The following is a 26515-nucleotide window of genomic DNA, read 5'->3' as shown; positions in this document are numbered from 1 at the left end:
CGACGACAGGCCCCCTGGGGGAGGGGCCTGTCGTCGGTGTACTCGGGTCAGGCGGGAAGAGGACTCAGCTCGGGGCGGGTCTCCACTACCGGCTCCGGCTCAATCAGGTCACGCCGACCGGCGGACTCGTACGCGACCCGGTCGAGGGTGCCCTCGCGGGCGGCGACCACTGTCGGCACCAGGGCCTGCCCGGCCACGTTGGTGGCGGTGCGGATCATGTCCAGGATCGGGTCGATGGCCAGCAGCAGACCGGCGCCCGCCAGCGGCAGGCCCAGCGTGCTGAGGGTCAGGGTGAGCATCACGATCGCGCCGGTCAGGCCGGCGGTCGCCGCCGAGCCGACCACCGAGACGAACGCGATGAGCAGGTAGTCGGTGAGGCCGAGCTGCACCCCGAAGACCTGGGCCACGAAGATCGCGGCGAGCGCCGGGTAGATGGCGGCGCAACCATCCATCTTCGTGGTGGCGCCGAACGGCACCGCGAACGAGGCGTACTCGCGGGGAACGCCGAGCCGCTCGACGGAGCGCTGCGTCACCGGCATGGTGCCGACCGAGGAGCGGGACACGAAGGCCAGCTGGATCGCCGGCCAGGCGCCAGCGAAGAAGCGCAGCGGGTTGAGCCGGCCGGCGAGGACCAGCACCAGCGGGTAGACAACGAACAGCACTATCGCGCAGCCGACGTACACGGCTGTGGTGAACTTCGCGAGCGGGGCCAGCAGGTCCCAGCCGTACGAGGCGACGGCGTTGCCGATCAGGCCGAGGGTGCCGATCGGGGCGAGCCGGATGACCCACCAGAGGGCCTTCTGCACGATCTCCAGCAGGGCGCGGTTCAGTGCCACGAACGGTTCGGCGGCGTCACCGACGAGCAGGGCCGCGGCACCGATGACGACGGCGAGGAAGACGATCTGCAGGACGTTGCCCTCGACGAACGCGCCGACCGGGTTGGTGGGCACGATGCCGGTGAGGAAGTCGGTCCACGAGCCGGTGTTCTTCGGCGGTGTCGCGCCGCCCAGGTCGAGGGTCACGCCCTTGCCCGGGTTGGTGAGCAGGCCGAGGCCGATGCCGATGCTCACCGCGATCAGCGCGGTGATGCCGAACCACATCAGGGTCTTGAGGGCGAGCCGGGCGGCGTTGGCCACGCCGCGCAGGCTGACCACGCTGACCACGATGGCGGTGAAGACAAGCGGCGGTACGGCCAGCTTGAGCAGTTGGACGAAGAGGCTGCCGACGGTGTGCAGAGTGCTGGTCAGCCAGCTCACGTCGTTGGAGCGGGCCACGAAGCCCAGCGCGACGCCGAGCACGAGGCCGAGCAGGATCTGCACGGAGAAGGGGATTTTGCGCAGGCTGAGGGGCATGAGGAAGTTATCCAATTGTCCGGTCTGATCGGGGCAGGCGTGGAAGCGCAGCTAGCCCGGACAGATGCCGCTGGCCTGTAGTCGGAGATCGACATACAGGCGGACAGTGAGGCCCCAGACATTGGTCATCGCTAGGCGAGGTTACGCCTGTTCCGGCTCAATGGAAGGGGCTATCGGGGTGAGGCTCCTTACAGCGGCCGTCAATCCGTCACGAAGGGGCACTTCCTCGCCCGCGGGCCAGGGCGAGGGTGGTCGCGGTGGCTATGCCCCACACAACGGCCAGGACGAGGACCAGCCGTTCCAGCACGCCCACGAACGTGCCCCGGCCGAGGACCAGCATCGCCAGCCCGACCGTCGCGCAGAGCGGTAGCGCCAGCGCGGCGGCCCCGCCGGCCAGCCAGCGCACCGCCGGACCAGCCGATCCGGACGCGGCGAGCGCGAGCATCGCGAAAACCACAGACGCGGTGGCCGCGATGCTCGCGCCGCCGTGCACCAGATCCGCTGTCGTGGCTCGCTCGAAGGGCGGCAGCGGACAGCCGGCGGAGCAGGTCACCGCCCCGGACACCGCCGCGAACACCGCACCGGTGGCGAGCAGCGCCGGTGCCGCCGCCCACACCCCGGGTGGCAGCGCGGCACCGATCAGCAGCAACGCGGCGGCCAGCGCGAGGATCCCGATCCGGTACGTCGCGGCGTGCCCACTGCCGGCGATACCGGCCTCGCTGACGTACCCGGTGAGACCGGGACCGGGACCGGCGACCACGGCGACCGTCACCGCCACCGCACCGGCAAGCGCACAACCCGCCGCGGCGGCACCGGCGGCCCGGCGGGCGACGTCCGCGCCGGCCCTCGGCGCGGTCGTGGTGCCGGAACGGCCCGGCTCAGCCACGCCCGTGCGGCGTGCGCCAGCCCGACTCGTCCGGCCCCAGCGGCACGATGCCGGTGGGGTTGATCTCCCGGTGGGTGCCGTAGTAGTGCCGCTTGATGTGGTCGAAGTCCACAGTCTCGCCGAAGCCCGGGGTCTGGAACAGGTCCCGGGCGTACGCCCACAGGACCGGCATCTCGGTCAGCTTGCTGCGGTTGCACTTGAAGTGGCCGTGGTAGGCGGCGTCGAAGCGGACAAGCGTGGTGAACAGCCGCACGTCGGCCTCGGTGATCGCGTCACCCATCAGGTACCGCTGCCCGGCCAGCCGCTCGGAGAGCGCGTCCAGTCGGGCGAAGAGCGCCCGGAACGCCTCGTCGTACGCCTCCTGCGAGGTGGCGAACCCGCACCGGTAGACGCCGTTGTTGACGTCGTGGTGGACCTCGGCCATCAGCGCGTCCATCTCCGGGCGCAGCGCGACCGGGTACAGGTCGGGTGCGCCGGGCGCGTGCAGTGACCGCCACTCGGTGGAGAAGTCGAGGGTGAGCTGCGGGTAGTCGTTGGTGACCACCCGACCGGTAAGCGTGTCGACAAGCGCCGGCACTGTCACCCGGCCGGTGTAGTCCGGGTCGGTGGCCAGGTACGCCTCGGAGAGGAAGCTGACGCCGAGGACCGGGTCGAAGCCGTCCGGGTCGAGGGCGAACGCCCAGCCCCGCTCGTCGCGGATCGGGTCGACGGTGCCCAGCGAGATCGCGTCGGTCAACCCGAGCAGGCCGCGCACGATCCTCGCCCGGTGTGCCCACGGGCAGGCCCGGCACCAGATCAGCCGGTACCGGCCGGCCTCCAGGGGCCAGCGGTCCTGCTCGTCCGGGCCGCCGCCGGGCGGGGAGGTCGAGTCGGCGGTGACCCGCCCGGTGAAGCGGTTGGGCTGGCGGACGAACGCGCCGCCGCCACTGGTCTCTGCGCTGAACTGGGCCCGAGCCATGCCGTCAACCTATCCGTTGCCGGCGCGGATATCCTGGCGGCCGGCAGCCCCCGCGACCCGGTGGGCGCCCCCCACCCCCCGCCGTCTGCACCCCGAAGGACTCGCGATGACCGTGGCATACCTGGTGGCCGGTGTCCGCACCCCGATCGGCCGGTACGCGGGCGCGCTGGCCCCCGCCCGCCCCGACGACCTGGCCGCGCACGTGATCCGTGAGCTGGTCGCCCGCCAGCCGTCGGTGGACTGGGCGCGGGTGGACGACGTGGTGCTCGGCTGCGCCAACCAGGCCGGTGAGGACAACCGCAACGTGGCCCGGATGGCGGCGCTGCTGGCCGGCCTGCCGCAGGAGGTGCCGGGCAGCACCGTCAACCGGCTCTGCGGCTCCGGGCTGGACGCCCTCGCCACCGCGGCCCGGGCCATCGTGGCCGGCGACGCGGAGTTGATGATCGCCGGTGGGGTGGAGAGCATGAGCCGGGCGCCGTTCGTGATGCCGAAGGCGACGTCGCCGTATTCCCGGTCGGCCGAGGTGTACGACACCACACTGGGCTGGCGGCTGGTGAACCCGTTGATGCGCGACGGGTGGGGGGTCGACTCGATGCCGGAGACGGCGGAGAACGTGGCCGCCGAGTACGGCGTCAGCCGGGCCGAGCAGGACGCCTTCGCGTACCGCTCCCAGCAGCGTGCGGCCAAGGCGCAGGCCGACGGCCGGTTCGCCGAGGAGATCGTGGCGGTATCCGTGCCGGCCGGTCGCCGGGAGACCCGGTTGGTCGCTGTCGACGAGCACCCCCGGGAGACGTCGCTGGAGAAGTTGGCAGCGCTGCCCACCCCGTTCCGCGAGGGCGGCACCGTCACCGCGGGCAACTCCTCGGGCGTCAACGACGGCGCTGTCGCGCTGCTGGTGGCCAGCGAGGCGGCGGTGCACCGGTACGGCCTCACCCCGCTGGCCCGCGTCAGCGGTGCGGCGGTGGCCGGTGTGCCGCCCCGGATCATGGGGATCGGCCCGGTGCCGGCCACCCGCAAGCTGCTCGCCCGGCTCGGCGTCGAGGTGGGCGACCTGGACGTGGTGGAACTGAACGAGGCGTTCGCCGCGCAGTCCGTGGCGGTGCTGCGGGAGCTGGGTCTGCCGGTGGACGCCGACCACGTCAACCCCAACGGCGGGGCCATCGCGCTCGGGCACCCGCTCGGGGCCAGCGGCGCACGGCTGGCGCTGACGGCCGCCCTGGAGCTGCGTCGCCGTGGCGGTCGCCGGGCGTTGGCCACCATGTGCATCGGCGTCGGTCAAGGCATCTCGCTGTTGCTGGAGTCAGCCGCCTAGAGTGGTCCACACCACACGACCCGCGGGTCGGCCGGTGCTCGCGTACGCCTGCCGGCGCCGTCCCGCGCCGCGGCGATGAACTGGGGAGCACGCTGATGCCGGATGGACTGCCTACCGAGATCGATCTGACCAGGCCCAGCGCGGCCCGGGTGTACGACTACTTCCTGGGCGGGGCGCACAACTTCGAGATCGACAGGCAGTTGGCCGAGCAGATCGCCAGCATGACCCCGAATCTCGCCGCCACCATGCGTTCCGGCCGGGAGTTCCTGCGGCGGGCCGTGCGGGTGCTGCTCGACGCCGGCATCGACCAGTTCCTCGACATCGGCTCCGGAATTCCCACCGTCGGCAACGTGCACGAGGTGGCCCAGGCGGTCAACCCGAAGGCCCGGGTGGTGTATGTCGACATCGACCCGGTGGCCGTCGCGCACAGCCGGGAGTTGCTCGCCGGCAACGAGCTGACCGGCGTCATCCACGCCGACCTGCGCGAGCCGGAGCGGATCCTCGCCGAGACCCGGCAACTCGGGCTGATCGACTTCAGCCGGCCGGTGGGCATCCTGCTGGCCGGGGTGGTGCACTTCGTCCCGGACGGCGACCGGCCCGAGGAGATCCTGGCCACCCTGCGGGCCGTCGCGGCGCCGGGCAGTTTCCTGGTCGTCTCGCACAGCACCTTCGAGGACCAGCCGCAGGAGATGCTCGACGCCCAGCGGCTCTCGGCGCGTACGGCCACCGAGATCACCCTGCGTTCCCGGGCACAGGTCACCGGCTTCTTCGGCGACTGGACGGTGCTCGAACCGGGTGTGGTGCACATGCCACTCTGGCGTCCCGACTCGCCGTCCGACGTGGACGATCACCCGGAGCGGTTCGGCGCCTTCGGCGGCGTCGCCCGGTACGACCAGCCCGCCGGCTGACCGACGTGGCCGCCGTCGGGGACTCCGCCGGGGTCGACGCCGGCCGGGCCGACGTCAAGGGGTTCGCAGCCGACTGGGCCCGCGCGGTACGCCGCCTCGGGTTCGTGCCACTGAGCGCGGCCGAGACCGAGCGGCTGCTGCTGGCGCACACGATCCGGCTGGCCCAGGCGGTGCGGGCCGAGCCGTTCAGTGCCCTCCCCGCCACCGAGGTCGGGCGGGAGTTGGTGCAGGCGCACCTCGCCGAGCCGGAGGCGCTGAGCTGGACGCTGCACGCCCTCGGGGTGGACTTCCCGCGCCGGGTGCTGAGCGCCGTCGACCGGCCGGCGGACCTGGCCGATCGGATCGCGGCGGTGCAGGGCGGACTCGCCGCCGGGTACGCCGGTGCGCTGCGCGACCGTACCTTCAGCCAGCAGGAGCGGATCGCCAGGTCGGCCTGGCAGGCGCGGGACGAGGTCGAGCAGGCGCTGCGCGACAGCGAGGCCCGGTTCCGGGCGGTCTTCACCGGCGCGGCGATCGGGATCGGCATCGCCGGCATCGACGGCCTGATCATCGACGTCAACCACGCGTTCGCCGACATGCTCGGCTACTCGATCGCCGAGTTGCGGGGGACGAACGTGTCGGCGTTGTCCCACCCCGACGACGCCGCCGGGATGTGGGAGCTGTACCAGGAGCTGATCGAGGGCAAACACGACGCGGCCCGGGTGGAGAAGCGCTACCACCGCAAGGACGGCTCGGTGGTCTGGACGGACCTGGCCGTCTCACTGATCCGGCACGGTGACGGTCGACCCCGGTTCACCGTGGCGATGATCGAGGACATCACCCAGCGGCACGAGCTCCAGCAGCGGTTGCGTTTCCAGGCGCTGCACGATCCGTTGACCGGGCTGCCCAACCGGACGTTGTTCTTCGAGACGCTGGGTCGGGTGCTCGGTGACGCGGCGGGCGGCCGGCGGGTCGGGGTGTGCTTCCTGGACCTGGACGGCTTCAAGGCGATAAACGACAGCCTCGGCCACGACCTCGGTGACCAACTGCTCGTGACGATCGGGCACCGGCTGACCGCGTGCGTGGCCGACCACGGCCACCTGGTCGCCCGGATGGGTGGCGACGAGTTCGTGATCCTGGTCGACGGCGGCGACGACATCGACGACGCGGTGGCCGTCGCGGAGGCCGCGCTGGCCGCCGTCGCGGTCCCGGTGCACGTCGGTGACCACCAGTTCGCCGTGTCGGCAAGTGTGGGGATCGTGCAGTGCCCGGCCACGGAGACCACCGCATCGGAGCTGATGAAGGCCGCCGACACCACGCTCTACTGGGCCAAGGCGGCGGGTCGGGGCCGGTGGGCGGTCTACGACCCGGAGCGCGGCGCCCGGGACATCGCCCGGTCGGCGCTGATCGCCGGCCTGCCGGCCGCACTCGACCAGGGTGAGTTCGTGCTGCACTACCAGCCGATCGTGTCCCTGTTGGAGGGTCGGATGCTCGCGGTGGAGGCGCTGGTCCGCTGGGAGCACCCGGAGTTGGGCCTGATCGGGCCGGACCGGTTCATCGACCTGGCCGAGGAGACCGGCCTGATCGTCCGACTCGGCGAGTGGGTGTTGCGGCAGGCCTGTCATGACGCCGAGCGGTGGTGGCGGGACTTCCCGGACGCCAGGTTGGTGGTGAGTGTCAACCTCGCCGCGCGCCAGGCCGACGACCCGGCGATCGTGGACACCGTGGCCGACGCGCTGCACACCAGCGGGCTGCCCGCCGAGTTGCTTCAGCTGGAGCTGACCGAGAGCGCGGTGATGGGCAGCGCCGATGAGCCGCTACGCAGCCTGCACCGACTGGCCGCGCTCGGCGTCCGGTTGGCCGTCGACGACTTCGGCACCGGTTACTCGAACCTCGCGTACCTGCGGCGGCTGCCGGTGCACTGCCTGAAGCTGGCCGGCCCGTTCGTCGAGGGCATCCGGGCCGACGGGGCCGACGTGGCGGCCGACCACCGCGACGAGCGGATCGTCGACGCGTTGGTCCGGCTGGCGCACGCCCTGGAGCTGTGGGTCACCGCCGAGGCGGTGGAGACCGGGGTGCAGGCGGAGCGGCTGCGGGCGCTGCGCTGCGACACCGGGCAGGGCCGGTACTTCGGCGCCCCGGCCCCGGCCGACGCGATCACCGCTCGGCTCCGCGGCGGGGCGACAGCGTGAGCGGGGGAGCGCGACGGTTCGGTAAGCACCGCTGGCGGCGATGGAAGGTGGCGAGGTGAGTCTGACGGACTCGCAGACCGTGGTGACGGTGGTGGCCGGGCTGGCCATCCTGGCCGGGTTGGCCGGCGTGGTGGTGCCCGGCCTGCCGGCGCTGCCGCTGTGCTGGGGTGGTGTGCTGCTCTGGGCGGTCTTCGGCGCCGCGGGCGTGGGTGGCTGGGCCGTGTTCGCCGCCGCCACGGTGGTCGCGGCGGGCGGCACCGTGATCAAGTACGCGTGGCCCGGCCGGAACCTGAAACGCACAGGTGTGCCGACGTCCACCCTGCTCGCCGGTGGGGTGCTCGGCATCGTCGGGTTCTTCGTGGTGCCGGTCGTGGGGCTGGTGCTCGGCTTCGTCGGCGGGGTGTGGGCGGCGGAGCGACTGCGGCTCGGCAGCAACCAGCTCGCCTGGCCGTCCACCGTCCAGGCGATCAAGGCAGCCGGGCTGTCGATGCTCGTCGAGTTCACCGCAGGTCTGGTCATTGCCGCGCTGTGGCTGGCCGGCCTGCTGCTGACCTGACCCGCGACCCTCGGTCGGACGAGTTCGGGCGGTACGCAGGCGGCACGGCCCGGTCGGGAATGCTCGTCGAGTTGCCCGCCGGGCGGCCGGGCTCGTCGTGACGGGTCGGGGGCGCGGGGCACCTGCCGGGCACGGCGGAGCGCCGCACGGAGAGAGAGGTTGTGCCCCGCGCCGCCGCGGTCCGGGCGGTCCGAGCGCCCGGGGGTAAGCCCTGCGATCGGGCCTGGTCACGGGCTCAAGGATGCGGGCGGGGTGGCCGCCGGGGCAACACAATTAGCCGCCGGCGGCGACATTCCCGCCGCGCGTGTATTGACCGCCTTGATCGGCCGGGACGACACTTTGCGCACTCGCACGCGGAACCACCTCAGGGAGGTGTGCAGTGGCAACGACACCTGTGCCAACCGCCGAGCAACCGATGGACGACGACGCCCGACGGCTCGCCGAACTCGGCTACAAACAGGAGCTGCGCCGCAAGTGGAGTGGCTTCTCCAACTTCGCCATCTCGTTCTCGATCATCTCGATCCTGGCCGGCTGCTTCACGACCTTCGGCCAGGCGTGGAACAACGGCGGGCCGGTCGCCATCTCCTGGGGCTGGCCGCTGATCTCGCTGTTCATCCTGATCATCGGCTTCTGCATGGCCGAGCTGGTGTCGGCGTACCCGACCGCGGGCGGGATCTACTGGTGGGCGGCGACAATGGGTCGCCCGGTGCACGGCTGGTTCACCGGCTGGTTGAACCTGATCGGTCTGGTGGCGGTCACCGCCTCGGTCGACTACGGCTGCGCGACGTTTCTCAACCTCACCCTGTCGGCGCTCTTCGACGGCTGGGCCGGGACGCTCCGGCAGGCGTTCGTGCTCTTCGTGGTCATCCTGATCCTGCACGGCCTGATCAACATCTTCGGACACCGGATCATCGACGTACTCCAGAACGTCTCGGTCTGGTGGCACGTGGCCGGCGCGGCAGTGGTGGTCGCCATCCTGGTCCTGGTGCCCGACAACCACCAGAGTTTCCAGTTCGTGTTCACCGAGCGCTTCAACAACTCCGGCTTCGGCGACGGGGACATCGGCGGGCTGACGTTCTGGTTCTACGTGCTGCCGCTCGGTTTCCTGCTGACCCAGTACACGATCACCGGCTTCGACGCCTGCGCGCACGTGTCCGAGGAGACCCGGGGTGCGTCGCAGGCCGCCGCGCGGGGGCTGTGGCAGTCGATCTTCTATTCGGCGGTGGGCGGCTGGATCCTGCTGCTGGCGTTCCTCTTCGCGGCCACCGACGTCGAGGCGGTGAACGCGGCGGGCGGCTTCTCCGGTGCCATCTTCGAGTCCGCGCTGACGCCGGTCTTCTTCAAGATCGTCATCATCATCTCCACAATCGGGCAGTTCTTCTGCGGGATGAGCTGCGTGACGTCGATGAGCCGGATGGCGTACGCGTTCAGCCGGGACCGGGCGGTGCCGGGGTGGCGGCTCTGGTCGACGGTCGACCGCAACGGCACCCCGGTCAACGCGATCATCGGCGCCACACTGGCCGGCCTGGTGCTGACCCTGCCGGCGCTCTACGAAAGCGCGGCCGGCATTCCGATCGCCTTCTACGCGGTGGTCTCGGTCGCGGTCCTCGGGCTGTATCTGTCCTTCCTCATCCCCATCGCGTTGCGGCTGCGGATGGGCGAGAGGTTCGTGCCCGGCCCGTGGACGCTGGGGCGCAGGTACAAGCTGCTCGGCTGGATCGCGGTGATCGAGATCGCCATCATCGCCGTCTACTTCGTGCTGCCGATCGTGCCCGCCGGGGTGCCCGGCAACGACGGGTTCACCTGGTCGGCGGTGAACTACGCGCCACTCGCCGTCGGCGGGGTGCTGCTTGTCGTCGCCGTCTGGTGGTACGCCTCGGCCCGCACCTGGTTCACCGGTCCGGTGCGTACCGTCGAGGAACCGGTGCCGGCGGTCGACCCGGCGCCGGTCGACGGCCCGGCCTGACCCGGACCCGGCGGGGCGTGTTGTTGCTGCCGTCCCGCCGGGTTTGCCGCCCACCGCGCCCGGGGCATTGACGGTGATCCGGTTTGCCAGTAGACCTTGGTGATGGAGGCCCGCGCATGAGGAAAGCTCCGTTCACGCTTGAACAACTGCGGGTAGCCGTCGCCGAGGGCGAGATCGACACGGTGGTGCTCGCCCTTGTCGACATGCAGGGCCGGTTGCAGGGCAAACGGTTCCACGCGCCCTTCTTCCTGGACCAGGTGGTCGAGCACGGCAGCGAGGGCTGCAACTACCTGCTCGCCGTGGACGTCGACATGAACACCGTCGACGGGTACGCGATGTCGAGCTGGGAACGCGGCTACGGCGACTTCGCGATGGTGCCGGACTTCGCCACCCTGCGCCGGATGCCCTGGCAGCCGGGCTCCGCGTTGCTGCTGGCCGACCTGACCTGGCTGGACGGCTCCGGCGACGTGGTCGCCTCGCCCCGACAGATCCTGCGCCGACAACTGGACCGGTTGGCCGGGCACGGGCTGACCGCGTACGCCGGCACCGAGCTGGAGTTCGTGCTGTTCCGCGACTCGTACGAGGACGCCTGGCGGCGTGGCTACCGCGACCTCACCCCGGCGAACCAGTACAACGTGGACTACTCGCTGCTCGGCACCGCCCGGGTGGAGCCGCTGCTGCGCCGGATCCGCACCGAGATGGCCGCCGCCGGCCTCACACCGGAGAGCGCCAAGGGCGAGTGCAACCTCGGCCAGCACGAGATCGCCTTCCGGTACGACGAGGCGGTGGCCTGCGCCGACCACCACGTCATCTACAAGAACGGCGCGAAGGAGATCGCCGCCCAGGAGGGGATGGCGATCACCTTCATGGCCAAGCCGAACGAGCGGGAGGGCAACTCCTGCCACATCCACTTCTCGCTGCGTGACACAAACGGTGACTCGGCGATGCTCGGCGACGGGCCGGCGCACCTGTCGCAGACCGGCCAGCGGGTGCTCGCCGGGCTGCTCGCCACCATGCGGGAGTTCAGCCTGCTGTTCGCCCCGAACATCAACTCCTACAAGCGTTACCAGCCCGGTTCGTTCGCCCCGACGGCGCTGCGCTGGGGCGTGGACAACCGCACCTGCGCGCTGCGGGTGGTCGGGCACGGGCAGGGCATGCGGGTGGAGAACCGGGTGCCCGGCGCGGACGTCAACCCGTACCTGGCGATCGCCGGGCTTGTCGCGGGTGCCCTGCACGGCATCGAGCGGGAGCTGGAGTTGGGCGAGGAGTGCACCGGCAACGCGTACGACGACCCGCAGGCCGAGCGGGTCCCCAGCACCCTGCGCGACGCCCTGGCCCTCTGGGAGGCGTCCAGTGTGGCGCGAGAGGCGTTCGGCGCGGAGGTGGTCGCCCACTACGCCAACCAGGCGAGGGTGGAGCTGGCCGCCTTCGACGCCGCGGTGACGGACTGGGAGTTGACCCGTGGCTTCGAGCGCCTCTAAGGACCCGCCCGGGGATGCCCGCGTCGATCATGGACTTGTGGTGACCGAAGTGCGGTGGATTGCGGCTTTTGTGGGGCACCACAACTCCATGATCGACGGCGAGGGGCGGTGGGGGCGTGGCTTTGGTTGTTGATCCGGCTTCTGGGGTTGGGTTTCGGGAGGTTCCGGGGGCGTCTCTTGACGAGGTTGACTTGGCGATCTCTCGGGCGGGGCGGGCGTTCGAGGCGTGGCGGAGGGTCGCGCCGGGGGATCGGGGGCGGTTGTTGCGGCGGTTCGCCGCTGTTGTCGACGCGCACCTGGACGAGTTGGCCGCGCTTGAGGTCCGCAACTCCGGGCACACCATCGGCAACGCCCGGTGGGAGGCCGGCAACGTCCGCGACGTGCTGGACTACTACGCCGGAGCGCCGGAGCGGCTGACCGGGCGGCAGATCCCGGTGCCGGGCGGCCTGGACGTCACCTTCCACGAACCGCTCGGTGTGGTCGGCGTGATCGTGCCGTGGAACTTCCCGATGCCGATCGCCGCCTGGGGGTTCGCCCCGGCCCTCGCCGCCGGCAACACTGTGGTGCTCAAACCCGCCGAGCTGACCCCGCTGACCGCGCTGCGGCTGGCCGAGCTGGCCCGCGAGGCGGGCCTGCCCGACGACGTGTTCACAGTCGTACCGGGCGAGGGCGCGGTGGTGGGGGAGAGGTTCGTCAGCCACCCGGCCGTCCGCAAGATCTGCTTCACCGGCTCCACCGAGGTCGGCACCCGGATCATGGCCGGCTGCGCGGCGCAGGTGAAGCGACTCACCCTGGAGTTGGGCGGCAAGAGCGCGAACATCGTCTTCGCCGACGCCGACCTGGAACGCGCCGCCGCGACCGCGCCGGGCGCGGTCTTCGACAACGCCGGCCAGGACTGCTGCGCACGGTCGCGGATCCTGGTCCAACGCCAGGTGTACGACAGCTTCCTCGAACTGCTCGAACCAGCGGTACGCGCCGTGCGGGTGGAGGACCCCGCCCTGGACACCGCCGAGATGGGTCCGCTGATCTCCGCCGCCCAGCGGGACCGGGTCGCCGGCTACCTGACCGGGGCGACTGTCGCCTTCACCGGCTCCTGCCCGGACGGCCCCGGCTTCTGGCACGCGCCCACTGTGCTGCTCGCCGACTCGCCAGCCGACAGGCACTGGCGGGAGGAGATCTTCGGCCCGGTGGTCTCGGTACTCCCGTTCGACGACGAGGCCGACGCCATCCGGCTCGCCAACGACACCGAGTACGGCCTCTCCGGCTCGATCTGGACCCGGGACGTCGGCCGCGCCCTGCGCATGGCCCGCGCCGTCGAGTCCGGCAACCTGAGCGTCAACTCGCACTCCTCGGTGCGCTACTGGACCCCGTTCGGCGGGATGAAGCGCTCCGGGCTCGGCCGTGAGCTGGGCCCGGACGCACTGCACTCGTTCACGGACGTCAAGAACGTGTTCATCGCGACGAAGGAGTGACGCCTGTGCAGGGTCGGTTGCAGGACCGGGTGGCAGTGGTCACCGGAGCGGGCAGCGGCATCGGGTTGGCCACCGTGCGGCGGTTCGCCGCCGAGGGGGCCCGGGTGGTCTGCGTGGACATCGACGAAGCGGCTGGCACGAGGGCCGCCGAGGAGTGCGGTGGCGAGTTCGTGGCCACCGACGTGGCCGACGAGTCGGCGGTCCGCGACCTGTTCGACGGGGTGGCCGACCGGCACGGCCGGGTGGACATCGCGTTCAACAACGCCGGCATCTCCCCGCCGGACGACGACTCCATCCTGGACACCGGCCTCGACGCGTGGGAGCGGGTGCTCCGGGTCAACACCACGAGCGTCTTCCTCTGCTGCAAGTACGCGATCCCGCACATGCGCCGGCAGGGCAAGGGCTCGATCATCAACACCGCGTCGTTCGTGGCGCTGATGGGCGCGGCGACGTCACAGATCGCGTACACCGCGAGCAAGGGCGGCGTGCTGGCGATGACCCGGGAGCTGGGTGTGCAGTTCGCCCGCGAGGGGATCCGGGTGAACGCGCTCTGCCCCGGCCCGGTCGCCACCCCGTTGCTGTTGGAGCTGTTCGCCGCCGATCCGGAACGGGCCGCCCGCCGGCTCGTGCACGTGCCGATGGGCCGGTTCGGGCAACCGGAGGAGATCGCCGCCGCGGTGGCCTTCCTGGCCAGCGACGACGCGTCGTTCATGACCGCCGCGCAGTTCGTTGTGGATGGCGGCATCACCGGCGCGTACGTCACACCGCTGTGAGCGCGCCGGTCCGTAGACCGTTGATCGGGATCAGCGCGTACGTCGAGCCCGCCGACTGGGCGGTCTGGCGGGGCGTACCGGCAGTGCTGGTGCCGGCGGCGTACCCGCGGGCGGTGACGGCCGCGGGTGGCCGCGCGGTGGTCCTGCCGCCGGACGACGTGGACGCCGACGTGGTGGCCGTCCTCGACGGGCTGCTGCTGGCCGGTGGCGCGGACGTGGGTCCGGGGCGTTACGGCCAGCGGCACCACCCGCGCACCGAGGACCGACCGGACCGGGATGCCGGTGAGCTGGTGGTGCTGGCCGCCGCGCTCGCCGCCGAACTGCCGGTGCTGGGCGTGTGCCGGGGGATGCAGCTACTTGCCGTGGCCTACGGCGGCACCCTGCACCAGCACCTGCCCGACGTGGTCGGTCACGAGGGGCACCGTCCGGCACCCGGCGTCTACGGGACCCACCCGGCACAGTTCACGCCGGGAAGCCTGGCCGCGACCGTGCTGGCCGGGGTGGACCGGGTCAACTCGTACCACCACCAGGCCGTCGCTGATCCCGGTCGACTCGCGGTCACCGGGTGGGCGCCGGACGGCGTGATCGAGGCCGTCGAGGATCCGGCGTTGCCGTTCGTGCTCGGTGTGCAGTGGCATCCGGAGAACGAGGAGGAGCCGCGGCCGATCACGGCGTTGGTCCGGGCCGCCGCCGAGCGGCTGTGAGCCAGATCGCCCCCGACGGGTGGTGGGGTGGGTGGGAGGATCGCCTCATGGGCAAGGTCTATCCGGAGATCGACCGTCGGCTACGTGACTTCATCGCGGACCAGCCGCTCTTCTTCGTGGCCACCGCGGCGTCCGGCGCCGAGGGGCATGTCAACGTCTCGCCGAAGGGCATGCGGGGCACGTTCGTGGTCCTCGGCCCGCACCGGGTGGCCTACCTCGACTATCACGGCAGCGGGGCGGAGACCATCGCCCACCTGCGGGACAACGGCAGGATCACGCTGATGTTCTGCGCGTTCGACGGGCCGCCGAAGATCGTCCGGTTGCAGGGCCGGGGCCACAGCGTCGCGGTGACCGACGACGACTTCGCCGCCCGGCTCGCCGAGTTTCCCGCGCCGCCGGACGTGCACGCCGTCCGCGCCGTGATCACCGTCGAGGTGGAACGGGTGAGCGATTCCTGCGGGTACGCGGTGCCATTCATGGAATTCCGCGCCGAACGCGACCTGTTACTCACCTCACACTCCCGTCGTACCGCCGAGGACCTGGCGGTCTACCGGGCCACCAAAAACGCGGCGAGCATCGACGGGCTGCCCGTCTTCTGACCCGCCGGGCGTGCTGGCGACGGCCGTTCGACGCCGGTGCACACCCGTACTGTCCGGTCCCCGACGGCTCGGGTCGGGGTGAACAGCGCCCAACCGTCGTATTGCGTTACGTTGCTGGCCCGCTGGGGTACAAGTCGAGGCACGGCGGGTAAAGATCAACGGTCGCGGGGTGCCGGCCGGAGCGGGAGGCTGTATGAGCTCGGCCCAGGGGGGTGCGGACATCGGGCAGTCCGTCGCGCCCGGACCAGCGGCTCCTCCGATGCTTGCGGCGGCGTTCGCGGCCGGGGGCGAGATGGGCGAGCGGCTGAGCCGCTTCGACTGGTCCACGGCAACGCTCGGCGAGCCCAGCCGCTGGCCGCTGGCGCTCACCAATGCGGTAGGCATGATGCTGGCCTCCAGCGCGCAGATCGTCATGTTCTGGGGCGAGGAGCAGCTCGCCTTCTACAACGACGCCTACCGCCCGACCATCGGCAGCAAGCACCCGGACGTGCTCTGCCAACCGGCCCGCCAACACTGGTCGGAGACCTGGTCGGTGCTCGGCCCACTGCTCGACGGCGTACGACGCACCGGGCGCTCCTACCGGGGCGACGACCACCCGTTCCTGCTGGACCGGCACGGCTTCGTCGAGCAGACCTACTTCAACGTCTCGTACGACCCGATCCGGGGCGAGGACGGCTCGGTAAGTGGGGTCTACTGCGTCGTCAACGAGACCACCGGACGGGTCCTCGGCGAGCGCCGACTGCGGGCACTCGCCGAACTGGGTGCCGAGTTGACCGACACGGGCAGCGCCGCCGAACTCGGTCGGACCGTCGCCGGAGTGCTCGGCCGGCACCAGGCGGACGTGCCCTTCGCCCTTATCTACCTGGCCGACGAGAGCGGTCGACTCTCCCTGGCCGGCTCCACCGGCACCGGCCCGGCCACTCTCGGCGATCCCGCCGAGCTGCTGGCCCGGGTCGCCGCCGACACCGCGCCCGCGACCGTCGACGTGGCTGATCTGCTCGATCGGCCGCCGGTCGACGCCGCCGACCAGGCCCTCGTGCTACCGCTCACGGCGACCAACCAGACGGTCGGCGTGCTTGTCGTCGGCGTGGCCCGCCAGCTTCCGCTCAATGACGACTACCGCGACTTCCTGGAGCTGGTCGCCGCCCAGATCTCCCGTGCGGCCGGCACCCAGCGGGCGTACGAACAGGAGCGGGCCCGCGCCGCCGAGCTGGCGGCGCTTGATCTGGCGAAGACCAACTTCTTCGCCAACGTCAGCCACGAGTTCCGCACCCCGCTGACCCTGGTGCTCGGCCCGCTCGAGGACATGCTCGCCGACCCGGCGCTGTCCGCGGCCGACACCGACCGACTCACCATGATGCACCGCAACGCGCTGCGCCTGCTCAAACTGGTGAACACGGTGCTGGACTTCTCCCGACTGGAATCCGGTCGACTCACCGCCCGCTATCAGCCCACCGACCTCGCCAGCTACACGACACGACTGGCCAGCACCTTCCGCTCGGCGACCGAACGGGCCGGGTTGCGGCTGGTGGTGGACTGTCCGCCGTTGCCGGCGCCGGTCTTCGTCGACCGGGACATGTGGGAGAAGATCGTCCTCAACCTGGTGTCGAACGCTGTCAAGTTCACCTTCGACGGCGAGATCCGGGTGCGGGTCCGGGCCGTGGACGGCGTGGCCCAACTGACAGTGACCGACACCGGCATCGGCATCCTGCCGGACGAACTGCCGCACGTCTTCGAGCGGTTCCACCGGGTGCCCGGGGTGCGCGCCCGCACCCACGAGGGCACCGGGATCGGGCTGGCGCTGGTCCGGGAGCTGGTCGAGATGCACGGCGGCACGGTCGGCGTGACCAGTCAGCTCGACGAGGGCAGCACCTTCACGGTGAGCGTTCCGTTCGGCACGGCGCACCTGCCCGTGGACCGGGTCGCGGCCTTCGACCCGCGACCGCCGGACGAGCCCCAGCAGGCCCGGCTCTACGTGGCCGAAACCGCGCTGTGGACAGGTGTCGCACCAACGCCCGGGTTCGACGATCGGCCCACGGCAGGCGCTCCGGCCGGCCGGATCCTGGTCGTCGACGACAACGTGGACCTGCGTGAGCACGTCACCAGACTGCTCTCCCCGATCTGGGAGGTGGTCACCGCGAGCGACGGGCTGGATGCCCTGCCGCTGGCCCGCGACGGCGGCTTCGACCTGGTGCTCAGCGACGTGATGATGCCCCGACTTGACGGATTCGGGCTGGTGAGCGCGTTGCGCGCGGATCCGCGTACCCGTCATGTGCCGATCGTGCTGCTCTCCGCCCGGGCCGGCTCCGCGGAGGCCGTCGCCGGCCTCTCCGCCGGTGCCGACGACTACCTCACCAAGCCGTTCTCCGGCCAGGAGTTGATCGCACGGGTCCGGGCCAACGTCGAGCTGGGGCAGGTCCGCGACCAGATCATCCGTCGGCTCCGGGCGCTTGCCGACGCGGCGGTGGCAGTGAACACCGCCCGGTCCACCGCCGACGTGTTGCAGGTCGCCGCCCGGCACGCGCTGAGCCTCGTCGAAGCCGCGCGGGTGGTGGTCACCACAAGCGGGGCCCGGTCCGAGGCGGACACCGGCGCCGCCACCGCCACCGCCCCGTCCTTCGTGGCCGAGCTGACCGGCACCGCCGGCGAGCCGCTCGGCGAGTTGCGGGTCTGGCGCCCGGCCAGCGACGGCGCACCGGCCGACGACGCCGCGCTTACCCAACTGGCCCGCCTGGTCGGGGTCCGTCTGGAGAACGCCCAGCTCTACGAAGCCGAACACCGCATCGCGACCACGTTGCAGCACAGCCTGCTGCCCCGGTCGCTGCCGCAGCTGCCCGGAGCGGTGCTGGCCAGCCGGTACCTACCCGGCACCACCGGCGTCGAGGTCGGCGGTGACTGGTACGACGCCATGACCGTCGAGGACGACAACCTGGTCCTGGTCATCGGCGACGTGGTCGGCAAGGGCGTCCAGGCCGCCGCGGCGATGGGGCAGCTGCGCAACGCGCTGCGGGCCTACCTGCTGGAGGGCTACGACCCGGGCGAGTCGTTGACCCGGCTCAATCGGCTGGTCGGCTCCACCGAGGGCCGCTCCTTCGCGACCGTGGTCTGTCTGCTGTTCAACCCGCGCACCGGCCGGCTGCGGTACGCCAGCGCCGGCCATCCGTCCCCGCTGCTGATCAGCGGAGGTCAGGTGTCGTTCCTGCACGGCCCTGCGCTCGGCCCACCGGTCGGCGCTATCCCCGGAGCGAGGTACGAGACGGTCGAGGGTGAATTGGCGTCCGGCGACCGGCTTGTGCTCTACACCGACGGGCTGATCGAGGACCGTCAGCTCGGCATCGATGCCGCGCTGGCCCAGCTGTGCGTCGACGCGGCGACCCCCAGCGAGCACGTCGCCGACCTGATCGACGCGGTCGTCGAGCGGGTCGACGGGCGTCCGCGCCGCGACGACGTGGCGGTCCTCGCCCTCCAAGCGGCCGAGCTGAACCGTTTCGCGTTGCGGCTGCCGGCGGACCCGACCCGGCTCAGCGTGCTGCGCAAGCGCCTGGAGGACTTCCTCGTCGCCCACGCGGTCGACGAGACGGACGTGTTCGACCTGACCGTGGCGGTCTCCGAAGCCGCGGCCAACGCCATCGAACATCCGGTCCACCCCGCCGAGGCGGTGATAAGCGTGGAGGTGGCCATCGAGGGTCGGACGGTGACCGCCACAGTGCGCGACAGCGGGCAGTGGCGTGAGTCGACAGGTTCCGGGTTCCGGGGGCGTGGCCTGGCGTTGATCAGGGCGCTGGGTGAGCTGTCGGTGCGGCGTACCGACGAGGGCACCGAGGTGACGCTGCGCCGGGAGTTGCGGAGCTGACCGGGCGCCCGGCGGCGGCCGGGTCGGCGTCTCAGTCGGGCCGCAGCCAGCTCTGCTCGCCCAGGCCGGAAATCTCCAGCACCCGGCGGACCTGCCGCGACGGCAGGACGGTGAGCACGCCCGAAAACTGCTGGGCCAGCCGGACCAGGGCGTGGATGGCGGCCGAGTCGAAGAAGGTGACGGCGCTCAGGTCGAGGGTGATCCGCTCGGCGGGCTCGCGCAGCGCGGTCTGGAGCATCGTGTCGGCGGTGGCCATGTCGACCTCACCGGCCACCACCACCTGGAGGTGACTGCCGTCGATCTCCGCGCTGGCGGTGAAGACGGGTGGTGCTCCCCCTTGATCCACCCAGACACGATGGCACAGCGATACTTGCGGGGCAACAACCTCCCCGGAGCGGCCGTGGCGAGGGTCACCACCGCTCCCGGCGATAGGCTGACGGTATGACCGTCCGTCCGCCGCTGACACCTGGCACGCTCTCCCCGATGCGTCAGGTGCCGTCCCAGATCGCCCGACCGGAGTACGTGGGCAAGAAGCGCCCCGTCCAGTGGCGCGGCTCGCACGTGCAGACGCCGGAAACCATCGAGAAGATGCGGGTCGCCAGCCGACTCGCCGCCCAGGCGACCCAGCTCGCCGGTGAGCACTGCAAGCCCGGCGTCACCACCGACGAGATCGACCGGGTGGTGCACGAGTTTCTCTGCGACCACGGCGCGTACCCGTCGACGCTCGGCTACAAGGGCTTCCCGAAGTCCTGCTGCACAAGCCTCAACGAGGTCATCTGCCACGGCATCCCCGACTCCACGGTCCTGCAGGACGGCGACATCATCAACGTCGACGTCACCGCGTACATCGGTGGGGTGCACGGCGACACCGACGCCACCTTCTGCGTCGGTGCGGTGAGTGAGGAGGCCCGGCTGCTTGTCGAGCGGACCCACGAGGCGATGATGCGCGGCATCCGCGCGGTCGTCCCGGGCCGCCAGATCAACGTGGTGGGCCGGGTCATCGAGTCGTACGCCAAGCGGTTCGGCTACGGCGTGGTCCGCGACTTCACCGGCCACGGCATCGGTGAGGCGTTCCACAGCGGGCTCTACGTGCCGCACTACGACAGCCCGCGGCCCACCGACATCATGGAGCCGGGCATGACGTTCACCATCGAGCCGATGATCACCCTGGGCACCTACCAGTACGACATGTGGGACGACGGGTGGACAGTGGTCACGAAGGACCGGAAGTGGACTGCCCAGTTCGAGCACACGATCGTGGTGACCGACGACGGCCACGAGATCCTGACCCTGCCGTGACCGACACCCCAGCGGCGCTGCGCGAGGCGCACCACGCGGACGTCTCCGGCGGGTGGCTACGCCCTGCCGTCTTCGGTGCGATGGACGGTCTGGTCACCAACATCGCCCTGATCGCCGGTGTCGGCGGCGGCGGGGTGTCCCCGCGCAACATCGTGCTCACCGGCACCGCCGGCCTGGTGGCCGGCGCGATCTCGATGGGGCTCGGCGAATACACGAGCGTGCGCTCCGCAAACGAGCAGGTCGCCGCCGAGGTGGCCAAGGAGCGACGGGAACTGGAACGGCACCCCGAGGCGGAGGCCCGGGAGTTGGCCGACGCCTGGGTGGCCCGGGGTCTTCCCCGGGACCTGGCGACCCAGGTCGCCGAAGCGGTGCGGCGCGACCCCGAGGAGGCCCTGCGGGTGCACGTCCGCGAGGAGTTGGGCGTCGACCCTGACGACCAGCCCAGCCCGTGGGCGGCGGCGATCTCGTCGTTCCTGTTCTTCTCGGTGGGCGCGCTGGTGCCGCTACTGAGTTACCTGTTCGGCGCCACCGACCTGTGGCTGGCCCTCGGCGTGGGCGGGCTCGGGCTGTTCGCCGCCGGAGCGGTGGTGGCCCGCTTCACCCAACGCCCGTGGTGGACCAGTGGGCTGCGGCAACTGTTGCTGGGCGCGGCGGCCGCCGCCGCCACCTACCTGGTCGGCATGCTGGTCGGCGTACCGGGCGGGGTGTGAGACAGGTCAACCGCTGAGCAGGTCGTCGATCGTGCCGTCGACCGCCCGACCACGGGCTGCCAACTCCTCGGCCTGTCGACCGAGCACCACCCCCACCTCGGTCATGTCCGCGCCGGCCAACCCGGTGCGCCGTACCGCGTCACCGGGATCCCGGTAGTAGGTGCGACTCAGCAGGCCCGTCACGGTGGCCGCCGCCAACCGGGCCTCACCGAGCATCAGCAGGGCCTGGTCGGTCTCGTACCACTCGGCGAGCCGGGCGGCCCGTGCGTGCGCCGCGCTACCCCGATACCAGGCCTGCCGGGCCGCGGTGCTGAACTCCGCCGGCCGGGCCCGCGCCAACCGGCCCAGATGTTCGTCGCGCAGCGTCCGCAACCAACCGGTCGGATCGTGCAACGGCTGCGTCGTGACGTACCGATCGGCGGTGAGCGGCCAGAGCGGGGAGATCACCCGGGCCTGCGCCAGGTAGTCCTCGGCGGCGGCCACGGTCAGATCGACGAGCACCCCGTCCACGCGTCGGGTCGCCGGCTTCGGGCCGGCATGGTGCCGGTAGGTGACCACCAGCAGACCCGCCTCGCGGTCCCCGCCGCCGTCGTCGTCACCGTGCGCCAGCGGCCCGTGCACCGCGACCGCGAGCACATCGGCCGGGAAGCGCCGGCGGACCGCCTCGCCGACCCGTGCCGCGACCGCCCACCGACCGTCGTCGAGGCCCCGGTCGACAGCGACCCGGTCATCGCCTGCGCTCATCCGGCCGCCCCGGTGCGCGACCGCGGGGATCGCCACCCCGGCTGACTGCTCGCGCTCACGGAAACCGCCTCTGTTCGCGACTGAGCGTCAGCCTAGCCAGCCGACGGGGGACCGGTCGGCACGCCGCGCCCGGTCGGCACGAGCCGGAAGATGTGGATCTCCCGGCCGCCGGCCCGCCGCACGTACGTGTGGTACGCGGGCCACTCGGCGACCAACAGCTGCCACAGCCGGTCCCGTTCGGCGCCGGACGCCCGCTCGGCCCGCACCGGGATCCGCCGGCCCTTCAGCTGCACCTCGGCGGCGGGATCGGCGAGCAGGTTCATCGCCCAGCCGGGGTGGTGGGTCTGGCCCCAGTTGGAGCCGATCACCACGTAGGCGTCGCCGTCGGGCACGTAGAGCAGAGGGTTGCTGCGTGGCCTACCCGAGCGGCGGCCGGTCGTCGTGATCACCAGGGACGGGATCAGGCCGAGCGCCACCACCCGTCCCCGGGTGAGTCGACCGACCACCCGGTCGGCGGGGACCAGCAGTCGGGCGGCGGCGCCGAACCAGCGGTGATGACCGACTCGACGGGTGAGGGTTCCGAGCACTGACACGCGGATCAGTGTGCCGGCTGCCGGCCCCCGCCGGCACCCCCGTACGCGCCGGCTTGCCGACCGGGTGGTCACGCGGCTGTCAGTCCAGTCGCCGTTCGATCGGCAGCTGGGCGCGGGTGAACAGACCCGCCCCGAGCATCGCCACGATCGGCACCAGGACCAGGACCCCCAGCGCGGGCCACGGCACCACGTACGGGTACTGGTCGGGCACCGGCCAGTCGTTCGCGTACTGCCGGTTCACCGAGAACAGCACTATCGCGGCGGTGCCCAGCCCGGCCACGATGCCGAGCACCGAGCCCAGGCCGGCGATCACCCCCGCCTGGCAGATCGCCAGCATCCGGCGGAGCGCCGGCGCCGCTCCGACGGCCGCGAGGGTGGTCAGCTCGGCGCGTCCCTCGGCGGCGGCGAGCGCTGTGGCGATCCCCGCGGCACCCATCGTGATGACCCCGGCCGCCGCCGCGAGCAGCAGCGGCAACGGTGAGATGTCGCGCGAACCACCGCCGTCCTCCACCACCAACGAGAACGTGCCGAAGGGGCGCAGGGCGCTGACGAAGCGCTCCTGCTGATGCCGGTCCGGCGGGGTGTCAGCGCCGAGCACCCAACCGACAGGTGACCAGGTCAGGTCGAGGTGGCGGGCCGCGGACGCGGAGAGCAGCAGCTGGGAACCGCTGACCACGCCGGGCATCGCGTACCCGGGGAAGTCGGCGACGGCGCGCGGCCGGTCCGTCATGGGATCCATCTCGTTCACGCGTACGGTCACCAGGCCGTCGTGCAGGTAGCGCGGATCGGTGACCACCACGCCGCCGGCACGCAGCACGGCGGTGGCGGTGGCGGTCGTCGCCGGGTCCGCACCGGTGAGCAGCGGCAGCGCGGCCCCGTCATACACCCCCGCCTGCACGTAGCTACCGTCGTAACCCATCGGGTTGGTCTGACAACGCGGGTCGGCCCGCGCCTGCCGACGGTGCGCCTCGGAGAGGTCGTCCCCGGGCTGCCAGGGGCAGACCTGCGCGGGCGGCAGCTCCGCCACGACGTCGCAGTAACCAGTTGGACAACGGAGCGTGTTGATCGGGGCGACCGAGTGGGCGCCCAAGTGGTCCCGGGCCATGGCGGCGAACTGGCTGAGCGTGGGCTGCCGAGCCGATTCGCCAGCGTAGACAAGCACGTGGCCGGGCGGCAGCATCGGCCGGTAGCCGCGCACATTACGGGCGTCGGTGCTGGCCAGGAAGCCGCCGAGCGCCACACTGCTGGCCACCGCGGCCATCACGGCGCAGATGGCGGGCGCGGCGGACGCGCGGTTGCGGCTGGCGTCCCGCAGCGCGATCCGCGGCGCCAACGGCAACGCCCGGCCGAGCCGGGCGAGCGCGCCGATCAGGGTGGGCGTGCAGCACACGAGGCCCAACTCGCCGAGGATCAGACCGGTGAGGATCACCGGCGCGGAGGTACGGGCGGCCCCGAACGCCGCCAACCCCGCCCCACCGACCACAAGCGACAGCCCGATGGCCAACCACCGGGTACGGGACACCGGTGGGGTGCGTCGCCCGGCGAGGCCGGCGCTGACGTCCTGCCGCGCGGCGGTCCAGGCCGGTGCCAGCGCGGCGAGCACCCCGGCCAGCACCGCGACCCCAGCGAGCAGCACCAGCGCGATCGGCCAGCACCGGTACCCATCGAAGCGGGCGTGGAAGACGTACTGCTCCACGAGCGGACGACCGGCGAACGCCGCGCCGACGCCGACCAGCAGACCGGCGGCGGCGCCCAGCACCCCCAGCACCACGCCGTCGGCCAGCACGACCCGACGAAGCTGGGCGGCATCCCCGCCGGCCACCGCGACGAGCGCCAGCTCCCGCCGTCGGCGCCGGACGCCGACCGCGAAGGCCGGCCCGACCAGCAGCACGACCTCCAGCAGCCCGAGGCCGGCGATCAGCACGCTGGTGCCCAGGTCGGTGGTTTCGCCCGGCTCGATGGGACCGAGCCAGAGCCGCTTCCGTTCGTCGGCCGGGGGGCGGGCGGCGACCACCACACCCCGGTCGTTGAGTCGGGTCACCAGCGCGGCATCGATGGTGCCGGGCACGTCGGCCAGCCAGCTGCTCTCCGGTGGGGGACTGGTCGGTGGCACCGTGCCCGGATGCAGCGCCACCACCGGGCCGAGATTGTCGGGAAACTCGACAACCCCCACCACGGTGTACGCCCTGCTCCCGTCGGCGAGGGCCACGGCACGACCGAGGCGCAGGTCCAGGCGGCGCAGCGCCGCGGGGCTCACCGCGACCTCGCCGGACTGCTCGGGTGCCCGGCCCGCCCGGAAGCGCACCAGGCCGCGGGCCAACGGGTCAGCGAGGTCGAGCACCCGCCCTTCCACGTCCTCGTCGCGATGCGGGCCCCGCAGGGTCAGCGGGATGCCGGTGCGCACCTCGGTGACCCGACTGCCCGGCCCGAGCAGCGTGCTCACCTGGGCAGCGGTGGCCCGGGCCGCGGATGGCTGCTGACCGTCCCGGGTGGACCAGCCGTCACCCCACTCGTCCTGCTCCACGGGGGTGTCGGAGACCCAGCGCAGCTCCGCGTCGGCCACGCCGAGCTGGCGATCCACCTGCTCCTGCGGCGTCAGCTCGGCCATGTCGTAGCTGGCGGCCAGGAAGGCCAGCACGGCCACCGGGAGGGCGATCATCGCGAGCACCAGGGCGGTCCGACGCCGGGCCCGGCGCGACTCCCGCCGCGCGATCCGCAACGCCGCCCGCCAGGAGCCGGTCAGCTCGGCGAACCGCCGCCGACCGACCCGCACCCGCGGTGCGGCAGGTGCCGACGCGGCGGTGTCGATCCGGGCAGGACCCGGTCGGGTACGGCGGGCGGTCACCGATCGCTGCCGGAGAGCAGTTGCTCGACACTGCCCAGCGGTGCCGTCGTGTCGACAAGTACGCCGTCGCGCAGGAACACCACCCGGTCGGCCCAGCCGGCATGTCGGGCCTCGTGGGTGACGAGCACTCCGGCGGCCCCCGCGTCGATCCGGCGGCGCAGGAGGTGCAGCACCGCCTCGCCGGTCTGCGAGTCCAGGGCTCCGGTGGGTTCGTCGGCGAGCACCAGCCGACGTTCGCCCACCAGCGCGCGGGCGATGGCCACCCGCTGCTGCTGCCCGCCGGAGAGCTGGTCGGGGAAACGGTCGCCGAATGCGGGCAGGCCCACCTCGGTGAGCGCGGCCATCGCCAGCGTCCGGGCCCGACGTCCGCTGACGCCGTCGAGCTCCAGCGGCAGCGCCACGTTCTCCACAGCGCTCAGGCTGCCCAGCAGGTTGAGCTGCTGGAAGATGTAACCGATCCGCCGGCGGCGCAGCTGGGCCAGCCCGCGACGGTCAAGCGCTCCCAGCGGGTGCCCCTCCACCCGGACCTCCCCGCCGGTCGGCCGGTCCAACCCGCCGGCGAGGGCCAGCAATGTCGACTTGCCGGAGCCGGACGGGCCCATCACGGCGACCAGTTCGCCGGGCCGGACGACCAGGCTGACCCCGCGCAACGCGTGCACCGCCGCCGGCCCGGCGCCGTGGGTGCGGTGGACGGCGCGGAGCTCGAGCACCGCGTCGTCCGATCCGCTCACCGTCGCGCCTCCTCGTCGGCCCAACGCGCCGCGTCCCGCGCGTCGGCGTCAGCCGGTCCGGGTGGGGGAGGCGGCGGGCCGCTGGGTTGGTGCCGCACCAGACTGGTCTCGCAGTGGTCCAGCCAGCGGGCCTCGGCCTCGGCCTGGAACACCATCGAGTCCAGCACGAGGCGCCAGGGGAGGTCCTCCGGCCGGTTGCTGCCGTACTTCAACCGGGTCAGCTCCTGCAGCGCCCGCATCGTCGCGCTGCGCTGGGCCTGTACCACCGAGCGGACGTCCACCCCGGGGGTGGTCAGCGCCAGCGCCAGCTTGATCGCCAACTCGTCGCGGGGCCTGTCGTTGCGGCTGACCGGGGTGGCGAACCAGAGCGCCAGATCCGCCCGGCCGGCGTCGGTGATCTCGTACGGCCGCTGCCCGGCCTCGCTCTCCGGCAGCGGGCGGACCAGGCCGTCGCGTTCCAACCGGGACAGCGTGGTGTACACCTGCCCGATGTTCAGCGGCCAGGTCGAGCCGGTCGACTCCTCGAACGCGGCGCGCAGCTGGTAGCCGTACATCTGGCCGCGTTCGAGCAGGGCGAGCAACCCGTGACGGATGGACATGGC

General features: G+C 72.0%; 22 protein-coding genes. 13 read left to right on the top strand and 9 right to left on the bottom strand.

Going from position 1 to position 26515, the window contains the following annotated elements:
- Nucleotides 1-47: 47 nt before the first annotated feature.
- The 3 genes from AB0B86_RS20550 to AB0B86_RS20540 form a co-directional block, all read right to left on the bottom strand.
- Complete coding sequence (locus tag AB0B86_RS20550) at nucleotides 48-1340, bottom strand: dicarboxylate/amino acid:cation symporter (RefSeq protein WP_357409195.1); 1293 nt, start codon at nucleotides 1338-1340, stop codon at nucleotides 48-50.
- 220 nt (nucleotides 1341-1560) lie between these two features.
- Nucleotides 1561-2238 carry a DUF998 domain-containing protein gene (locus tag AB0B86_RS20545; protein WP_357419281.1) on the bottom strand — a complete coding sequence of 226 codons (678 nt, stop codon included), beginning with the start codon at nucleotides 2236-2238 and terminating at the stop codon, nucleotides 1561-1563.
- Nucleotides 2231-3196 carry a glutathione S-transferase C-terminal domain-containing protein gene (locus AB0B86_RS20540; RefSeq protein WP_357409131.1) on the bottom strand — a complete coding sequence of 322 codons (966 nt, stop codon included), beginning with the start codon at nucleotides 3194-3196 and terminating at the stop codon, nucleotides 2231-2233. Before AB0B86_RS20540 ends, AB0B86_RS20545 begins: the two co-directional genes overlap by 8 nt.
- A 106-nt stretch (nucleotides 3197-3302) precedes the next feature.
- On the opposite strand from AB0B86_RS20540, the gene pcaF reads away from it, so the two are divergent.
- The 11 genes from pcaF (at nucleotide 3303) to AB0B86_RS20485 (ending at nucleotide 18991) form a co-directional block, all read left to right on the top strand.
- Nucleotides 3303-4508, top strand: a complete 1206-nt coding sequence (pcaF, locus tag AB0B86_RS20535; protein WP_357409129.1) for a 3-oxoadipyl-CoA thiolase — start codon at nucleotides 3303-3305, stop codon at nucleotides 4506-4508.
- A gap of 95 nt (nucleotides 4509-4603) precedes the next feature.
- Nucleotides 4604-5416, top strand: a complete 813-nt coding sequence (locus tag AB0B86_RS20530; protein ID WP_357409127.1) for an SAM-dependent methyltransferase — start codon at nucleotides 4604-4606, stop codon at nucleotides 5414-5416.
- Nucleotides 5417-5421: 5 nt separating this feature from the next.
- The gene (locus AB0B86_RS20525; RefSeq protein WP_357409125.1) at nucleotides 5422-7587 is read left to right on the top strand and encodes an EAL domain-containing protein; all 2166 of its coding nucleotides are present in this window, start codon (nucleotides 5422-5424) and stop codon (nucleotides 7585-7587) included.
- Between the two features lie 55 nt (nucleotides 7588-7642).
- The gene (locus AB0B86_RS20520) at nucleotides 7643-8143 is read left to right on the top strand and encodes a DUF456 domain-containing protein (protein WP_357409123.1); all 501 of its coding nucleotides are present in this window, start codon (nucleotides 7643-7645) and stop codon (nucleotides 8141-8143) included.
- Nucleotides 8144-8522: 379 nt separating this feature from the next.
- The gene (locus AB0B86_RS20515) at nucleotides 8523-10109 is read left to right on the top strand and encodes an amino acid permease (protein WP_357409121.1); all 1587 of its coding nucleotides are present in this window, start codon (nucleotides 8523-8525) and stop codon (nucleotides 10107-10109) included.
- 116 nt (nucleotides 10110-10225) lie between these two features.
- A complete protein-coding gene (locus AB0B86_RS20510) occupies nucleotides 10226-11590 on the top strand; it encodes a glutamine synthetase family protein (RefSeq protein WP_357409119.1) in 1365 nt (454 codons plus the stop codon).
- 116 nt (nucleotides 11591-11706) lie between these two features.
- A complete protein-coding gene (locus AB0B86_RS20505) occupies nucleotides 11707-13062 on the top strand; it encodes an aldehyde dehydrogenase family protein (protein ID WP_357419272.1) in 1356 nt (451 codons plus the stop codon).
- A 5-nt stretch (nucleotides 13063-13067) separates the two neighbouring features.
- Nucleotides 13068-13835 carry a 3-oxoacyl-ACP reductase gene (locus AB0B86_RS20500; protein ID WP_357409115.1) on the top strand — a complete coding sequence of 256 codons (768 nt, stop codon included), beginning with the start codon at nucleotides 13068-13070 and terminating at the stop codon, nucleotides 13833-13835.
- Nucleotides 13836-13855: 20 nt separating this feature from the next.
- Nucleotides 13856-14539, top strand: a complete 684-nt coding sequence (locus tag AB0B86_RS20495) for a gamma-glutamyl-gamma-aminobutyrate hydrolase family protein (protein ID WP_357409113.1) — start codon at nucleotides 13856-13858, stop codon at nucleotides 14537-14539.
- Nucleotides 14540-14586: 47 nt separating this feature from the next.
- A complete protein-coding gene (locus AB0B86_RS20490; RefSeq protein WP_357409111.1) occupies nucleotides 14587-15138 on the top strand; it encodes a pyridoxamine 5'-phosphate oxidase family protein in 552 nt (183 codons plus the stop codon).
- A 193-nt stretch (nucleotides 15139-15331) separates the two neighbouring features.
- Nucleotides 15332-18991, top strand: coding sequence for a SpoIIE family protein phosphatase (locus tag AB0B86_RS20485; RefSeq protein WP_357409109.1), 3660 nt, complete (start codon nucleotides 15332-15334; stop codon nucleotides 18989-18991).
- A gap of 31 nt (nucleotides 18992-19022) precedes the next feature.
- Here AB0B86_RS20485 and AB0B86_RS20480 read toward each other — a convergent pair whose 3' ends face one another.
- Nucleotides 19023-19337 carry an STAS domain-containing protein gene (locus tag AB0B86_RS20480; protein ID WP_357409107.1) on the bottom strand — a complete coding sequence of 105 codons (315 nt, stop codon included), beginning with the start codon at nucleotides 19335-19337 and terminating at the stop codon, nucleotides 19023-19025.
- A 95-nt stretch (nucleotides 19338-19432) separates the two neighbouring features.
- On the opposite strand from AB0B86_RS20480, the gene map reads away from it, so the two are divergent.
- Together map and AB0B86_RS20470 are read left to right on the top strand one after the other, a co-directional pair.
- Complete coding sequence (gene map / locus AB0B86_RS20475) at nucleotides 19433-20290, top strand: type I methionyl aminopeptidase (protein WP_357409105.1); 858 nt, start codon at nucleotides 19433-19435, stop codon at nucleotides 20288-20290.
- Nucleotides 20287-21000 carry a VIT1/CCC1 transporter family protein gene (locus AB0B86_RS20470; protein WP_357409103.1) on the top strand — a complete coding sequence of 238 codons (714 nt, stop codon included), beginning with the start codon at nucleotides 20287-20289 and terminating at the stop codon, nucleotides 20998-21000. The genes map and AB0B86_RS20470 overlap by 4 nt, the downstream gene beginning before the upstream one ends.
- Nucleotides 21001-21006: 6 nt before the next feature.
- On the opposite strand, the gene AB0B86_RS20465 is transcribed toward AB0B86_RS20470, so the two are convergent.
- The 5 genes from AB0B86_RS20465 to AB0B86_RS20445 form a co-directional block, all read right to left on the bottom strand.
- Nucleotides 21007-21744, bottom strand: a complete 738-nt coding sequence (locus AB0B86_RS20465) for a nucleotidyltransferase domain-containing protein (RefSeq protein WP_357419266.1) — start codon at nucleotides 21742-21744, stop codon at nucleotides 21007-21009.
- Nucleotides 21745-21836: 92 nt separating this feature from the next.
- Entirely contained in the window at nucleotides 21837-22337 is a 501-nt protein-coding gene (locus AB0B86_RS20460; protein WP_357409099.1) for a nitroreductase/quinone reductase family protein, read from the bottom strand.
- Between the two features lie 79 nt (nucleotides 22338-22416).
- Entirely contained in the window at nucleotides 22417-25182 is a 2766-nt protein-coding gene (locus tag AB0B86_RS20455) for an ABC transporter permease (RefSeq protein ID WP_357419263.1), read from the bottom strand.
- Nucleotides 25179-25913, bottom strand: a complete 735-nt coding sequence (locus AB0B86_RS20450) for an ABC transporter ATP-binding protein (RefSeq protein WP_357409096.1) — start codon at nucleotides 25911-25913, stop codon at nucleotides 25179-25181. The genes AB0B86_RS20455 and AB0B86_RS20450 overlap by 4 nt, the downstream gene beginning before the upstream one ends.
- Entirely contained in the window at nucleotides 25910-26512 is a 603-nt protein-coding gene (locus AB0B86_RS20445; protein ID WP_357419260.1) for a PadR family transcriptional regulator, read from the bottom strand. The genes AB0B86_RS20450 and AB0B86_RS20445 overlap by 4 nt, the downstream gene beginning before the upstream one ends.
- Nucleotides 26513-26515 lie beyond the last annotated feature (3 nt).

Origin of the sequence: Micromonospora sp. NPDC049047, assembly GCF_040649135.1 — a bacterium.
Classification (GTDB): Bacteria; Actinomycetota; Actinomycetes; order Mycobacteriales; family Micromonosporaceae; genus Micromonospora.
Note: the sequence above shows the minus strand (reverse complement) of the source record. Positions and strands in the feature narration are given on the sequence as shown.